Origin of the sequence: Hyphomonas sp. (genome assembly GCF_037969335.1) — a bacterium.
GTDB lineage: Bacteria > Pseudomonadota > Alphaproteobacteria > Caulobacterales > Hyphomonadaceae > Hyphomonas.
Map to the genome: position 1 here is coordinate 1 of NZ_JBBKXE010000090.1, position 14,339 is coordinate 14,339.

Here is a 14,339-nt window from a genome sequence, read left to right on the forward strand (position 1 = left end):
CGGGCAGCGCGGAGGGGGGGGATAAGTTTTTTGTTTTGGGGGCGGAAAGGTACAATGAATTCGATTGCTGATAGAATCAGCTCGTATACAAACCCAAAACGTAACGAGGCGCATATGTCCCACGCTTTCATTTCGTACGTCTCAGAAGATGACGCGTCAGTCGATTTCGTTTGCGCAACGCTGTCTCGAAACAGGGTCGCCTACTGGCGAGACAAAAACGATTTAAAGGGCGGGGAGCGTTGGAAGATAGCTCTCAGGGAAGCCATCCAAAAAGGAGGGTATTTCGTAGCTATCTTCTCAAAAAACAGCTGCAACAAGGATCGTTCTGTAGCGAACCAAGAAGTCGCCTGGGCTATAGAAGAATTGCAGTTGCGACCGTTCAACCGCGCTTGGTTTATTCCAGTAAAGATCGAGCAGTGTGATATTCCCGCTCGACCAATTGGTGGTGGGGAAACGCTGCACGATCTGCACTGGATCGACTTTGAACGACTTGGGTGGCGAGAGGGCATGGGGCGCTTGTTAAGTTCCATCGGCGTTGAAAACCCGGAACTGGACCATGGAGAGCCTATCGCGCCTGGTTTGGGTTCTATCGCGCAAATTCGAGGAGGTGAATTGATCTATCGCGGGTCGTTGCCAGCCGTAGATAATTTTGAAGGAATGACACTTTCTGTAACCGGTGGTTGGGTGGTTCGCGAATTAGACAATGGAATTACGATTAGTTTGTTCACGCGCTCCGGCTACCAACAGATGCAAGCTCTCAATGAGCGAATTGGCGCCACCAACGTCATTGCGTTTTGCAATGAGGAAAAAATCTCAACTGATCCCAACTTACCGAATACTTTTACCGGAACTCGCACGATTCAGTTTTCGGAGGGTGAAAGTGTCTGGTATCCGGGCTTGGGCGATGTAGTTCTTCCCGTCGCGATGAAATTGGAATCAAGTTTTACTGCCAAGGGACATTTGCAGGGTCTCGTGTTTCAGGGATCCTTCCATGCCTCGATTGGCGGTGACGTTCTTGGACAAGAGATAAATCAGTCTCAATGGGGCGATTTCCAGATTCAACTCGACCAACACTGATGTTGGTGGTCCCTAACCAAAGTCGACTGGTCGAGTCTCTCTCCGAAGCGGAGAGTGAAAAGTAACACGTACCTAAAACGGCGATTTCGGCAGCGACAGCTGGAAGATGATGGCTAGCGCGCGGAGGGTGAAGGCCGCTGCGAGGCCGCCGATGAAGGCGCTGGATTCGGGCAGGCCATAAGTGGCGAGGCCGAAATAGACGCCCGCGCCGAGCAGGGCGGCGGTGGCGTAGATGTCCTTCTTCAGGAGCAGCGGTTCCTCATTGGCGACCACGTCGCGCATCAGGCCGCCGGCACTGGCGGTGAGGGTGCCGATGATGAGGACGACGGCGAGCCCGTGATCGAGGTTCATGGCCTTGGCCGCGCCGGTGACGGCGAACAGCGACATGCCGAACGCATCGGCCCAGCGCAGGGGGCGGAAGTTTTCCAGGAAGCGGTGAAACACATAGGCGGTCAGCCCGCCCGCCAGCGCGAGCAGCAGGGTCGGCGTGTCTGACAGCCAGAAGATCGGCTGGTCGAGGATCAGGTCGCGCAGCGTGCCGCCGCCAATGGCGGGCAGGAAGGCCAGCACGATGACGCCGAACAGGTCCATGTCCTTGCGCACGGCGACGATGCCGCCGGAAATGGCGAAGACGAACACGCCGACGCGGTCGAACAGGGTGAGGATGAGGTCGGGGGACATGGCGGCCCTTGCTTTGATGGGGTGAGTGGTCTGCCTTAGCGGCAGGATCACCTGGCGGAAACCCTGTCGGTTTCCGTTTCGAGGCGGAGAATGTCTTCAGCGGCATCCCGGAAGACATCTGTCAGGATGGTCATGCGGTCGGCAATATTGGATGTGCGGCGCCATACGAGCGCGATCTTGCGCCGGGCCGACGGATGGTCGATGCGGCGGATCATCAGGCCGGGGTCGCGGCGGCGCTCTGTCAGGGCATAGAGGCTGGGCAGGACGGCGACGCCAGCCCCCATCTCGGCCATCTGGCGCGCCGAATCGAGGCTTGAGCCGTCATATTCGACGCTGACATGGGCCCTGGCGCTCTTCGCGATGGACTGGATCATCTGGTTCAGGCGGTGCCAGTGGCCAAGGCTGAGCAGGGTGCGGCCCTTCAGGTCGGCCAGCCGGACAGGTCCCTGGGCCTGGGCGAGCGGATCGTCGGAGGCCGTGCAGATCCAGAGACTTTCCGCGAACAGGGGCGTGGTCGCCATGCCGTCATGGGCATCGGCGGCGGAAATGATGAAATCGTACACACCGTCGCCCAGATGGGTATCGAGGTCGATCGTCGGTTCTTCGCGGACATTGAAGCGCAGGTCCGGGAAACGGGCGTGCAGCTGGCGCGTCGCGTTGGGCAGGAGATAGGGGCCGATCGTGGGCAGGACGCCGACGCGCATGCGCCCGGACAGGCCGTCAGTGTTGCGCTGGGCAGCGGTTTTCAGGTCTTCGACATCCTGCAGGATGAGGCGGGCGCGCCGGACGATTTCAACGCCGATGGGCGTGAGCAGGGCGCCGTGCCGGCCGCGCTCGACCAGGACAGCGTCCAGTTCAGCCTCCATGTCGGCGATTTGTGCGGACAGGCTCGGCTGGCTGACATTGGCGCGTTTGGCCGCGTCGCCGAACTTGCCGGTGTCGGCAATCGCAACGAGATATTCCATCTGGCGCAGGGTGGGTCTCATCCCATAGCCTCCAACTATCGAATTAAGAACATATTTCGATTGGAACTATCGCAAGACACAGCCCAATTCAAGAAGGAACGCACGGTTCAACACCCATCAGACAGGAGGCCCATTGATGTACATATTGTCAGATATTCCGGTTTATACCCCCTCTGTCCCGGTGGTGGCCCGGCGTGCGAACCGACTCGCGCAGGCTGGCCGTGTGGGTCCGCCGAAGCGGCGACGGCAGGCCTGGTGGCGGAGGGGCTGATCATGAATCACGGCATCATTTCGCATCGTGGGCGCCTGCTGCATGAACTGCGTCGCCGCTGCAGCACGATCGAGTCAGAGATATCGGATGAGAGCCGCCGCGCCCAGCCCAATGAAGAATTGCTGCGGGCGCTGAAGGCCAAACGGATGGCGGTGAAGGACATGATGGCGCGGCGTTCGCGGCGCTGATCCTTTACCGTCCCTGCCAGCCGGATTCCCGCACTCCCCCCGGGGTGCAACCTTCCGGCTGGCAGCATTTTTCACGCACTTTTTCAGATTGGACAGGCCATGAGCGCCATGAATTTACCGGGTCAGGACATACGCCCCCCGGTGCATCTTATCGACAGTGAATATGACGCGCTGAACGCGCTCGCCTATGCGCTGGGCCACAAGCATCCGGAAGTGTCCGGCCTGCTCCTCGGCGAGCTGGACCGGGCGCAGGTGCATGACCTGGCAGAGCTGCCGGACGGTGTGATCACGATGAATGCGCATGTCGAGTTCATCGATGAGCGCAGCGGGACGCAGAGCAAGGTCCAGCTTGTCTACCCGCATCAGGCCGACATTGCCTTCGGCCGGATTTCGATCGCCACGCCGGTTGGCGCATCGCTGATCGGCCTGTCAGCCGGAGATGCGATCATGTGCCGGTATCATGACGGGCAGCAACGCCTGTTGCGGATTGTCAGCGTTGAACGGCCGGGAGCCGGACAGCGCGACGCCGACGCGCGCTAGAAAGGGCGCAAATGGCCAGCCCCCACCCCAGGGTGTCTCCCAGTGGGGTGGGGGCTGTTGACGTTATGCCTGCGCTTCGAGCTTGTCTTGCGTCTTCGTGTCGAAGTCGCTGGCATCGTGGCGTTCGCGCAATTGTGATTCCGGCTTGCCGAAGGTGCGGTTGACCATCTTGCCGCGCTCGACGGCGGGGCGGGCGCCGACCTGTTTCATCCAGCGGATGACGTTGGTGTAGTCCTGCACCTGCAGGAACTCGCCGGCATCATAGACCGCGCCGGTGACCAGCGCGCCATACCAGGGCCAGATCGCCATGTCGGCAATCGTGTAGTCGGCGCCGGCAATGTATTCATTGTCCTTGAGCTGACGGTCGAGCACGTCGAGCTGGCGCTTCACTTCCATGGCGTAGCGGTTGATCGGGTATTCGTATTTCTCCGGCGCATAGGCGTAGAAGTGACCGAAGCCGCCGCCGAGGAAGGGCGCGGCCCCCATCTGCCACATCAGCCAGCTGAGCGTTTCGGCGCGCTTGGCATTGTCTGTCGGCAGGAAGGCGCCGAACTTTTCCGCGAGATAGATCAGCATGGCGCCGGATTCGAAGATGCGGGTCGGCGGGGTCGTGCTGTGGTCCATCAAAGCCGGGATCTTGGAATTCGGGTTGACGGCGACAAAGCCGGAGCTGAATTGCTCGCCCTCGCCGATATTGATCAGCCAGGCGTCATATTCGGCGCCGGTGTGACCGGCGGCGAGGAGCTCCTCGAACATGATCGTGACTTTGACGCCGTTTGGCGTGCCAAGCGAATAGAGCTGGAAGGGATGCTTGCCGATGGGCAGCTCTTTTTCGTGGGTCGGGCCGGCGATCGGGCGATTGATACTGGCGAACCGGCCCCCGCTTTCCTTGTCCCATGTCCAGACTTTCGGCGGCGTATAGGTCGGGTCGCTCATGTAAATTCCTCCAGCGGCAGCATTGCGCGTTGGTCCTACATGTAGGCGCGCGGGGCAGATTGTGAATAACAATCTGGTGAGCGGCCGGTCGCGGCGCACGAAAAAGCCCGCCCGGTTTCCCGGACGGGCGAAGCGGGGGATCTGTTTCCCTAGAGGACTTCGAGCATTTCCTGGACGAGGGGGTGGCGGACGACGTCGGCGCCTTCTAGGCGGATGACGGCGGCGCCGGCCAGTTTTTCGAGCCGTTCGGCGGCATTGGCGAGGCCGGAGAATTCCGGCAGCAGGTCGGTCTGTGCGGGATCGCCCGTGATCACCATTGTGGAGTGCCAACCAAGCCGGGTGAGCAGCATCTTGATCTGCGTATAGGTGCAGTTCTGCGCCTCATCGACGACGATGAAGGCATTGTTGAGCGTGCGCCCGCGCATGAAGCCGATGGGGGCGATCTCGATCACGCCTTCCGACAGCATGTGCTTCAGCTGGCCGGGTGAGAGCCGGTCGGACAGGGCGTCATAGAGCGGGCGCAAATAGGGGGCGAGCTTGTCTTCCATGGCGCCGGGCAGGAAGCCGATCTGCTCGCCGGCCTCGACGGCAGGACGCGACAGGATGATGCGGGCGACCTTGCCGGCCTGCAGGGCCTCAACCGCCTTGCAGACGGCGAGATAGGTCTTGCCGGTTCCGGCGGGACCGAGCGCGGCGATGAGGGCATGGGTGTCCATGGCCTTCATCAGCTGGGCCTGGTTCTCTGAGCGGGGCTTGACGGTTTTCTGGTAGCGCTGGGTGCGGTCAGGCTCTGCGGCGGTTGGCTTTCGCCTACGGGTGTCTGCATCGTCGGGATGCCAGCTGCGGCCCCCGTCTATGGCTTGGAGAAGGGGCGGCTGGCCACGACCGGCATCCTGAATCCAGGCAGTGGCTTTCACCTCTGATGCTGTCTTCATTCGCTTGGCGGCGTTGCGTTTACCCATGGGAGGACTCCTTGGTTCCAGGCAGAAAAAAAGCCGTCAGCAGAATTGCGGACGGCTTGGCGAAAAATGGGGGCAGATGGGGGGACCGCCCTGTGGGCGGCGTGGCCAGTCCGGAAACAAACGGTCCCGGCGGCGAGGTGCGACTGGGTCTGTTTATGACCGTCTCCACGTCCGAATCTGTTGTTGATTAGACTCTAGCAGGGTTATCAAACCCTTTAAGCGATATTCCGCAGGCGAAATGAGAGGACGAATCATCATGGCAATCTACCAGATCGGAGAGGCCCGACCCCAGCTGCCGGCGAGCGGAAACTACTGGGTGGCCGAAAATGCCCAAGTTATGGGCAACGTGATCCTGAAGGAGAACGCCTCTGTCTGGTATGGCGCCGTCCTGCGCGGCGACAATGACCCGATCACGATTGGCGAGAACACCAATATCCAGGATGGCAGCGTGCTGCACACCGATGTCGGCGCGCCGCTGACCATCGGCCGGGACGTGACGGTGGGCCATATGGTGATGCTGCATGGCTGTACGATCGGCGACGAAACGCTGATCGGTATCGGCTCGACGATCCTCAACAATGCGAAGATCGGGAAGAATTGCATCATCGGCGCGCATACGTTGATCCCGGAAGGCAAGGAGATCCCCGACAATTCGCTGGTGATGGGTTCACCGGGAAAAGTGGTGAAGTCCCTGTCGGAACCGCAGATGCAGATGCTGAAAATGTCAGCACTGCATTATGTCGAGAACTGGAAGAAGCACCGCGACAGCGCGAAGCGTATCGACTGACCGGTTTACTGGCGCAGGTAGCGGATCGCGAAGATCTTGCCGGTCACGCGGACAACTTCACCGCGCACATTGCCGGCAAAGACCGTGTCACCCACCATCGGTGTCGCGCGTTCGGCCTCGAAACTGGCGCCAGTGAGTGAAATGTCGAGAACGCGGCACTTAATCTCGCGTCCGTCATCAAGTGTCAGAAGGGCGGGTCCGCCACCCGACGCCCTGGCCCCGCTCCGGTCATCGGTGAGGTCGAGCCTGTCCTTGTTGAGAAGCCAGGTCAGGCGGTCGGCGAGTTTTTCGCGCTTGTGCTGCACGATCCGGAAATGGGCGGCAAAGCCGGTCGGGGTCGCGCGGATGACCGTCGCAGTGACGCGGCCGAGTTCGTTGAAGTAGCAAACCACCTGTGCGCCGGCCGCCGGACGGTAGTCCGACCGGATCATCGCTCCGGAGCAGGATATGTCGATTGTCGTCATTTCGTGGTCGGAGCCGTCTTCGTCGAGGACACGCCCGACAAGACTCAGGGCGACGCGCTTGTAGAGGCGCCTGTCCTTGTCTGGATTTATCAGCGGACTATTGCTGACCGCTGAGCTGCGCGGAACGGTCATTTGCTGCTCCCGAAAGTCCGAAATTACCGAACTTGTCCCACCGTGAACGCTTTACTTAGGCGGTTTAGGTTCACAAAGTGTTGCAGAGACAGGCCGGAACGCGGGTTCCAGGCGTGCCATTCATTATCCAATCGGGGCGGAGCCACTTTCCATGGAAACTTATGATTATGTCATCGTTGGCGCTGGCAGTGCCGGATGCACGCTCGCGAACCGCCTGTCGGCTGATCCTGCCATCAAAGTGTGCCTGATCGAGGCGGGCAAGAAAGACAATTCGTTGATGATCCGCATGCCGGCTGGTGTCGGCAGCCTGATCAAGCAGGCCAATGATCACAATTGGGGCTTCTACACCGAAGCCCAGAAACACATGAACGGGCGCAAGCTTTACTGGCCCCGGGGCAAGGGCTGGGGCGGATCGTCCTCGATCAACGGCATGGTTTATATCCGCGGGCATGCGGGCGACTATGACCAATGGTCCCAGATGGGCCTGACGGGCTGGAGCTATGCCGACGTATTGCCTTATTTCAAACGGTCGGAAGCACACGAATCCGGCGACAGCACGTTCCATGGCGGGGCTGGCCCGCTGCGCGTCTCGGAAAGCCCGATGTCGAGCCCGATCTACCGGGCCTTTGTCCAGGCTGGCGAACAGGCGGGATTCAAGCTCACCGATGATTTTAACGGTGCCCAGCAGGAAGGCTTTGGCCGCTACCAGCGCACCATCCACAAGGGTGAACGCTGGAGCGCCTCGTATGGCTACTTGCGTCCGATCGAAGGCGTCAGGTCGAACCTGACGGTCATCTCGACCGGGCTGGTGACACGCGTGCTGATCGAGAACGGCCGGGCAACGGGCGTTGAAGTCGTCGAAGGCAAGGGCGCACTGACCCAGGTGATCCATGCCGACAAGGAAGTCATTGTCTGTGCCGGGGCGGTCCAGTCGCCGCAAATCCTGATGCTCTCGGGGATCGGTAATCCGGAACATCTCGACCGGTTCGGCATCAAGGCGAAGGTGAAGTCGCCGGGCATTGGCCAGAACCTGCAGGACCATCTCGATGTGACCGTGATCCACGAGATGACCCAGCCCGTGTCAGCCTATTCGCAGCAGAAGGGTCTCAAGAAACTCGGCGTGGGCCTTCAGTACCTGTTTAACCAGACCGGTGCCGGCGCCGACAATTTCCTGCAGGCGGGCGCGTTCATCAATTCGCGCGAAGGCCTGTCGATGCCGGACATTCAGTTGCACCTGGTGAATGCGATCATGATGGACCATGGCAATCACGATCCACAGAAGGACGGTTTTACCGTTCATGCCTGCCAGCTGCGCCCCGAGAGCCGGGGCACGATCTGTCTCGCTTCCGCCGATCCGTTCGCGCATCCGGCCATCGACCCCAACTATCTCGCTGCGGAGGAAGACCGCCGGGCGATGCGCGAGGCGGTGAAAATGGTGCGGGATGTCTGTGGCCAGTCGGCCCTGAACGCGCTGCGCGGTTCGGAAATCATGCCGGGGGCGAGTGTCGTGACCGACGAGGATATCGACGCCTTCATCCGCCGGATGGGGGAGACGATCTATCACCCCGTCGGCACGGTTGCGATGGGGACCAGCGATGCCAGCCCTGTCGACGGCCAGCTGCGTGTGCGCGGCGTGGACGGGTTGCGTGTCGTCGATGCGTCGGTGATGCCGACTCTTGTCGGCGGGAACACGAACGCGCCGACCATCATGGTCGCCGAGAAAGCAGCCGACATGATGCTCGGAAAGCCCGCCCTGGAGCGCGAGGATATCCTCGCGCCCGCCTGAGGTCAGGCGTTGGTGGCGACAAGGCGCAATTGCGGGCCTTCGATCCGCGTATCGGGCGGTACCAGCATCGAGATGCGGTGACGCCAGATCGGGCGCCCTTTCAGCATCGGTTCGCCGCCGAGCGTCTGGTAGAGTCCGAGGAGGCGGGGCGTGTCGGTCTGGCCACCCGGGCGTACCAGCGGCATCAGGGTGATCTCGACTTCCACACGCTGGCCAGCCAGGGTTTCGCCGCGACCGCGGACGATGCCGGGGGCACCGTCATAGCGAATGGCTTCCATGAAATGGGTCATCATGAACCGGTCGGGTCCACTCCAGAGTTCCAGGAAGTCATGATTGGTCAGGTCGCGGCCGAGCAGGTCGGACAGGCCTTGGCCTGCAGTGCGGAACTGCCAGCCATTGTCGTTGCTGTGCTGGACGACAAACAATTGCGTAATCAGGTCCGGATGTTCAGCCACGCGCGGGTCATCGACCGCATTTGAATCCGGTCCTCGGCTCATCCTGCGCCACGCGTCGATCAGGATCCGGGTGTTTGGGTGTATAGACCGGTCTTGCATGACAGGCTGTCTCCGTAATTATTTGGTCCGCTCCGGACCGTCCAGCACCGGCAGTCGCAATATCCATTCCAGATGCAGGGTCATGCGTCAGGGGAAAAGCAGGCGTCGCCGACGCGAAATTCGCCTCAAAGGGATTGCGTGCCGGGCACGGGTGCCACGGGCAGGCGCCGCGTTGTGCCAGATCGTACCAAGTCGAAACACCGCGATCATCCCACAGGGTGGATGCCAGGACACCTGACAGCTGCGCTCTGATACGGACCCAACGTCAGGCCGGAAATTTTGCTGTCGAGGTCTTGCGTAGAATTACGTCTCCGTTAGTCCTGCGCGTACCGTTATCTATCCGCTGCCGCGAATTTCGTGGCGTCCTCTCAAACTTGACGACAAAATCCCAGGGAGAATACCGAGTGTCCAAGACACCTATACGCGCCTCTGCGCGTTCGAATCTGAAATCCGTCCTTTGCCTTGGCGTTGGCTTCGCGGCCATCGCGAGCGCCGCCATGCCTGCCATTGCGCAGGAAGCAGACGACGAATCACCGCGTACGCTGCAGACCGTGACGATCACGGCGACGAAGCGGGAGCAAACGCTGCAGGACGTTCCGGTCGCCGTTTCGGTGGTTGATGAAAGCGTCATCGCGAAAGCCCAGATTCTCGACCTCAACGATCTCCAGTCGCTCGTGCCATCGCTCAGCGTCGGCCAGCTCCAGTCGTCGTCCAACACGAACTTCGTGATTCGTGGCTTCGGCAACGGCGCCAACAATGCGGGCATCGAGCCTTCGGTCGGCGTGTTCATCGATGGCGTGTACCGTTCGCGGTCGGCGTCGCAGATTTCGGACCTGCCGAATATCGAGCGCGTCGAAGTGCTGCGCGGTCCCCAGTCGACCCTGTTCGGCAAGAACGCCTCGGCTGGCGTCATCTCTGTGGTCACCAAGAAGCCGTCCTTCGAACTCGGCGGCAATGTTGAAGGCACTGTCAGCAACTATAATGGCTATCGTGCCAAGGGCTACGTGACCGGACCGATCAGCGACACGCTCGCGTTCAGCCTGGGCGGCAGCTATAATACGCGCGACGGCTACATCGAAGATATCGGCACCGGTCAGGACACCAATGAGCGCAACCGCTACGGCCTGCGCGGCGAGTTGCTGTTCGAACCGAGTGAAAACATGTCGTTCCGCCTGATCGGCGACTATGACACGATTGACGAGCTGTGCTGCGCCGCTGCGAATGTGGTGAACGGCCCGACGGGGGCGATTGTCAACGCGCTTGGCGGTCAGGTCGTGCCCGAAGATCCAACGTCTTACAAAGTGGCGTACAATTTCGGCTCCACCAACAATATCGACAATGGCGGCCTGTCCCTCCAGGGCGATTTCGACCTTGGCAACATGACGCTCACGTCGATCACGGCATATCGTGAATCCGACCTCGAGCAGAACGCCGATTCCGACTTCACCAGCGCAGACCTGCTCGGCCGGAATTACAATGCAACAGACATCGAGACGTTCACGCAGGAAGTCCGGCTCACGTCGACGGGCACCGGCGCGGTCGACTGGATGGTCGGCGGCTTCTATTTTGATGAGACCGTCGCGATCAAGAATGAACTCTATTATGGCGCGGACTTCCGCGGCTATGCCGATTTTCTGTCCGGCGGCGCGCTGGACCTGGTCGAAGGGGCGCTCGGCCTGCCGGTCGGGCTTGTGTTCGGTCAAACAGGACAAGGCCTCACCGAAGAGTTCGGTCAGGACAATACGGCCTGGTCGATCTTCGGCACGGTTGACTGGCACGCCACGGACCGCCTGACGGCGACTATCGGCCTCAACTATACCGAGGATGAGAAGGATGCCTATGGGAACATCGTGAGCACCGATGTGTTCTCGGGTCTCGATCTTGTTGCCATCGGCTTCGCGCAGACGCTGGCAGCCTATAGTGTCGATGCGACCGATCCGGCGCAGGTCGCCGCTTTTGCGGGTGCCAACCCTCTCGCCTTTGCAGCTATCCAGGCGGGCGTGCAGGATCCGGCAACGAACCCACTGCTCGGCCTCCAGCCACTGCAGTTCCTGCCGCCGTTCCTCGGCTTCCCGAATGCCGTGGAAGATGGCCATTCGAAGGACGACCAGCTGACCTACACGTTCCGGCTGGCCTTTGATGCGACCGACAACCTGAACCTCTACGGGTCGATTGGCACGGGCTTCAAGGCGACGTCCTGGAACCTGTCGCGCGACAGCCGCCCGTTCTCGAGCGACTTCACGCCAGGGTCACCTGTCACCAGCCCGGGCTCCTCGCCGATCCGCGATGCAGGGCTTGCCGTCAACAACCTGACGATCGGCACGCGATTTGCCGGACCGGAAGACGCGACCGTCTACGAAGTCGGTGCGAAAGTGGCCTATGATTCGTTCGCAGTGAACGTTGCCCTGTTCGATCAGAGCATCAAAGGGTTCCAGTCGAACACGTTCTCGGGCACCGGGTTCAACCTGACCAATGCCGGCAAGCAGTCGACGCGAGGCATGGAAGTGGACGCAACATGGAACGTGACCAACAATCTGATGCTCACGTTCGCGGGTACATTCCAGGATCCGCAGTATGACAACTTCACCAGCACGGGCATCAAGATCGATCCGACGCTGCCGCTGTCGGCGTCGAACGAACTCAACCTCTCGGGTATGAAGCCTTACGACATCCCGGAAACGGCGACGTCGACCTCGGCGACCTACACGTTCGACGTGAAGTCGCTTGCAGCATTCGTGCGGGCAGACTGGCAGTATGAGAGCCCGACGGATTATTTCGATGATCCGGCCAATCAGGCACTCATCGACGACCAGCACGAAATCAGCACGTGGAATGCGTCAGCCGGCTTCACGACCGAAGGCGGCCTGGGCGTGACCTTCTGGGGGCGCAACATCTTTGACGACGAGTATGTCACGGTGGCGTTCCCGACCACGGCGCAAGCTGGATCGATCAGCGGTTACCCGAACCAGCCGAAGACGTATGGCGTGACGGTTCGCAAGGCGTTCTAGACCGACTCAGCGATAACATTGCGGAAAGCCCCGTCGTTCGCGGCGGGGCTTTTTTGCGTCTCGTGGCCAAAATCCCCGGAGCGGCGCAGGCATAACCTGCCATTACTTCCTTGCGTGTCTATATAGTGGGAAGTGTGATTCCCCTCAGGAGGCTGCATGGCCCGCAATTCCCGACGTCCGCCCATCATCAATGCACCGCCCTGGGTGACGGCCCTGGCACTGGTCCTTCTGGCCGCGCATGGGGGGCGGGTGTTGCTCAGCGCCGGACTGCAGGACGCCCTGCTGTGGAACGTGGCGCTGATTCCCGAGCGGTTCTGGGGCTGGCTGGGCGCGAGCCTGCCGCCGGGAGCGGCCGAGCCCTATTCAAATGCCTTCTCAGCCATCGCGCCGGTCTTCACGATCGCGTTCGTTCATAGCGACTGGGTCCATGTCGGCCTGAACGCAGCCATGCTGCTCGGCGTCGGCAAGCCGGTCTACGAATACCTGGAACGGACCCGTGGCCGTGGACGCAACCGGAGCGGCGAACTGTTCCTCTTCCTGTTCTTCATGAGCGTGGCGGGCGGGTCGTTGGCGCACCTGGCCGCGAACTATCCGATCGGGCAGCCGGCGATTGGTGCGTCCGGAGGCGTGTCGGGCCTGATAGCAATCGTTCTGATGGCCCAGCAGGGCGCTGCGCCGCGTCTTGCCTCACGCCCCTTCATAGCCGGCTCAGTGGTGTTCCTGGTCGCCAACCTGATCTTGGCCTTCATCGGGCCGTCCATGCTGGGGGCGGGAATCGCCTGGCAGGCGCATGTCGGCGGGTACGTCGCCGGCGCGCTCGCGTTCCGCTTCCTCGTCTGGCGCCGGGAAGGCGTCGCCGCCTGATTTGCGTTCCTGATCGATTCGGCGCGCCGGATATGGTATCGTCACTGCAAATAGAAATCGGACTCACCGATTGAGGCTTGGAGGATGTTACATGACGATTGACCAGATTCTGAATGACAAGGGGCGCGAAGTCATCTCCGTCGGCGCGGAAGATACGTTGGGCGCCGCCGCGAAAGTGCTCGATCTGCGCCGAATCGGGGCGGTCGTCGCGCTGGATTCCGGCGAATCGATCATCGGCGTCCTCTCTGAACGCGATATTGTGCGCCAGGTTGCCCGTCACGGTCAGGCCGCGCTGGAGATGAAAGTGGGCGACGCGATGACCCGCGACGTGGTCACGGTGCCCTCCACGATGCGAATTGATCACGCGATGCAGCTGATGACCGACCGGCGGATTCGCCATTTGCCGGTCCTGCGCAACGAAAAGCTGATCGGATTTGTCTCGATCGGCGATCTGGTGAAATGGAAAATCGCCGAGACAGAGGCCGAAGCAGAGGCGATGAAGTCGTATCTGTCGGCCCAATACTAGGCTGATTGCAACAAAAGTGTCGTTTTCTGCGGAAACCCTGTTTTAAGGGGTTGCGGCTTCGGCATGAGGGGGGTATTCCCCGGCCTCCGCTGCAGAGACCTAACGGTTTCCAAAGCGGGCCCCGCAGACGGGCTGCTAATTAAGTGAAATAGTTCTTGATATTTCACCCGAACAGCGGCTATATATGCGGTTCTTCGAAATGCCTGATTTTGCAGGCCGTCACAACGGTCGACAATTTCATTTGTGCCAAAATTCAGTAGAAAACGTGGTCAAACACGGAGACTGCAGAAGACGCAAAAAAGGGTGTTGACGGGGAGTTGGGTGGCTCATATAAGCCGCCTTCTTCCGGAAGGGGCAGCGCCCTGGATGGCCTACCGGAACTTCGGTTCCAGCTGTTTGACATTGTAAGAGATTAGGCAGAGACTCGCAGGCGGCGTGACGGCTAGCGGACACGAGCTTCGGCTACGGTCCAAACGATCCCGACGGATGCGTTTCTTGAGAAAATTCTTTTTCCATCGATCAGGTTTCGGCCTGGTCTTTGTGACTAAGGGTTTCTCGTCAAAGAACGCAATTACTTGATGCTTATATAGCAACAGTT

At 60.6% G+C, this 14,339-nt stretch carries 14 protein-coding genes; 8 read left to right on the plus strand and 6 right to left on the minus strand.

Translation table 11 applies throughout. The annotated features are described in order from the left end of the window. Positions 1-54 precede the first annotated feature (54 nt). Positions 55-1,077: a toll/interleukin-1 receptor domain-containing protein gene (locus tag AADA04_RS07250; protein ID WP_340692586.1), complete on the plus strand. Its 1,023-nt coding sequence runs from the start codon at positions 55-57 to the stop codon at positions 1,075-1,077. A 72-nt stretch (positions 1,078-1,149) separates the two neighbouring features. On the opposite strand, the gene AADA04_RS07255 is transcribed toward AADA04_RS07250, so the two are convergent. Next, a complete protein-coding gene (locus AADA04_RS07255; RefSeq protein WP_340692587.1) occupies positions 1,150-1,758 on the minus strand; it encodes a trimeric intracellular cation channel family protein in 609 nt (202 codons plus the stop codon). Positions 1,759-1,805: 47 nt separating this feature from the next. Beyond that, complete coding sequence (locus AADA04_RS07260; protein ID WP_340692588.1) at positions 1,806-2,744, minus strand: hydrogen peroxide-inducible genes activator; 939 nt, start codon at positions 2,742-2,744, stop codon at positions 1,806-1,808. Positions 2,745-2,996: 252 nt separating this feature from the next. On the opposite strand from AADA04_RS07260, the gene AADA04_RS07265 reads away from it, so the two are divergent. Together AADA04_RS07265 and rnk are read left to right on the plus strand one after the other, a co-directional pair. Beyond that, complete coding sequence (locus AADA04_RS07265; protein ID WP_340692589.1) at positions 2,997-3,182, plus strand: DUF465 domain-containing protein; 186 nt, start codon at positions 2,997-2,999, stop codon at positions 3,180-3,182. A gap of 108 nt (positions 3,183-3,290) precedes the next feature. Next, positions 3,291-3,722: a nucleoside diphosphate kinase regulator gene (gene rnk / locus AADA04_RS07270; RefSeq protein WP_340692590.1), complete on the plus strand. Its 432-nt coding sequence runs from the start codon at positions 3,291-3,293 to the stop codon at positions 3,720-3,722. Positions 3,723-3,785: 63 nt separating this feature from the next. On the opposite strand, the gene yghU is transcribed toward rnk, so the two are convergent. Together yghU and AADA04_RS07280 are read right to left on the minus strand one after the other, a co-directional pair. Continuing rightward, positions 3,786-4,658 carry a glutathione-dependent disulfide-bond oxidoreductase gene (gene yghU / locus AADA04_RS07275; RefSeq protein WP_340692591.1) on the minus strand — a complete coding sequence of 291 codons (873 nt, stop codon included), beginning with the start codon at positions 4,656-4,658 and terminating at the stop codon, positions 3,786-3,788. Between the two features lie 149 nt (positions 4,659-4,807). Continuing rightward, positions 4,808-5,620, minus strand: coding sequence for a PhoH family protein (locus tag AADA04_RS07280; protein ID WP_340692592.1), 813 nt, complete (start codon positions 5,618-5,620; stop codon positions 4,808-4,810). Between the two features lie 238 nt (positions 5,621-5,858). Here AADA04_RS07280 and AADA04_RS07285 point away from each other — a divergent pair, with 238 nt between their 5' ends. After that, the gene (locus tag AADA04_RS07285) at positions 5,859-6,407 is read left to right on the plus strand and encodes a gamma carbonic anhydrase family protein (RefSeq protein ID WP_340692593.1); all 549 of its coding nucleotides are present in this window, start codon (positions 5,859-5,861) and stop codon (positions 6,405-6,407) included. Between the two features lie 5 nt (positions 6,408-6,412). On the opposite strand, the gene AADA04_RS07290 is transcribed toward AADA04_RS07285, so the two are convergent. Continuing rightward, positions 6,413-7,003, minus strand: coding sequence for a PilZ domain-containing protein (locus tag AADA04_RS07290; RefSeq protein ID WP_340692594.1), 591 nt, complete (start codon positions 7,001-7,003; stop codon positions 6,413-6,415). A gap of 151 nt (positions 7,004-7,154) precedes the next feature. On the opposite strand from AADA04_RS07290, the gene AADA04_RS07295 reads away from it, so the two are divergent. Next, positions 7,155-8,789: a choline dehydrogenase gene (locus AADA04_RS07295; protein WP_340692595.1), complete on the plus strand. Its 1,635-nt coding sequence runs from the start codon at positions 7,155-7,157 to the stop codon at positions 8,787-8,789. 2 nt (positions 8,790-8,791) lie between these two features. Here AADA04_RS07295 and AADA04_RS07300 read toward each other — a convergent pair whose 3' ends face one another. Further along, positions 8,792-9,343, minus strand: a complete 552-nt coding sequence (locus AADA04_RS07300; RefSeq protein WP_340692596.1) for a PAS domain-containing protein — start codon at positions 9,341-9,343, stop codon at positions 8,792-8,794. Positions 9,344-9,747: 404 nt separating this feature from the next. Here AADA04_RS07300 and AADA04_RS07305 point away from each other — a divergent pair, with 404 nt between their 5' ends. From AADA04_RS07305 to AADA04_RS07315, 3 genes are all read left to right on the plus strand, one after another. Beyond that, a complete protein-coding gene (locus AADA04_RS07305; RefSeq protein ID WP_340692597.1) occupies positions 9,748-12,351 on the plus strand; it encodes a TonB-dependent receptor in 2,604 nt (867 codons plus the stop codon). A 156-nt stretch (positions 12,352-12,507) separates the two neighbouring features. Continuing rightward, positions 12,508-13,215, plus strand: a complete 708-nt coding sequence (locus tag AADA04_RS07310; protein WP_340692598.1) for a rhomboid family intramembrane serine protease — start codon at positions 12,508-12,510, stop codon at positions 13,213-13,215. Between the two features lie 91 nt (positions 13,216-13,306). After that, a complete protein-coding gene (locus AADA04_RS07315) occupies positions 13,307-13,741 on the plus strand; it encodes a CBS domain-containing protein (protein ID WP_340692599.1) in 435 nt (144 codons plus the stop codon). Positions 13,742-14,339 lie beyond the last annotated feature (598 nt).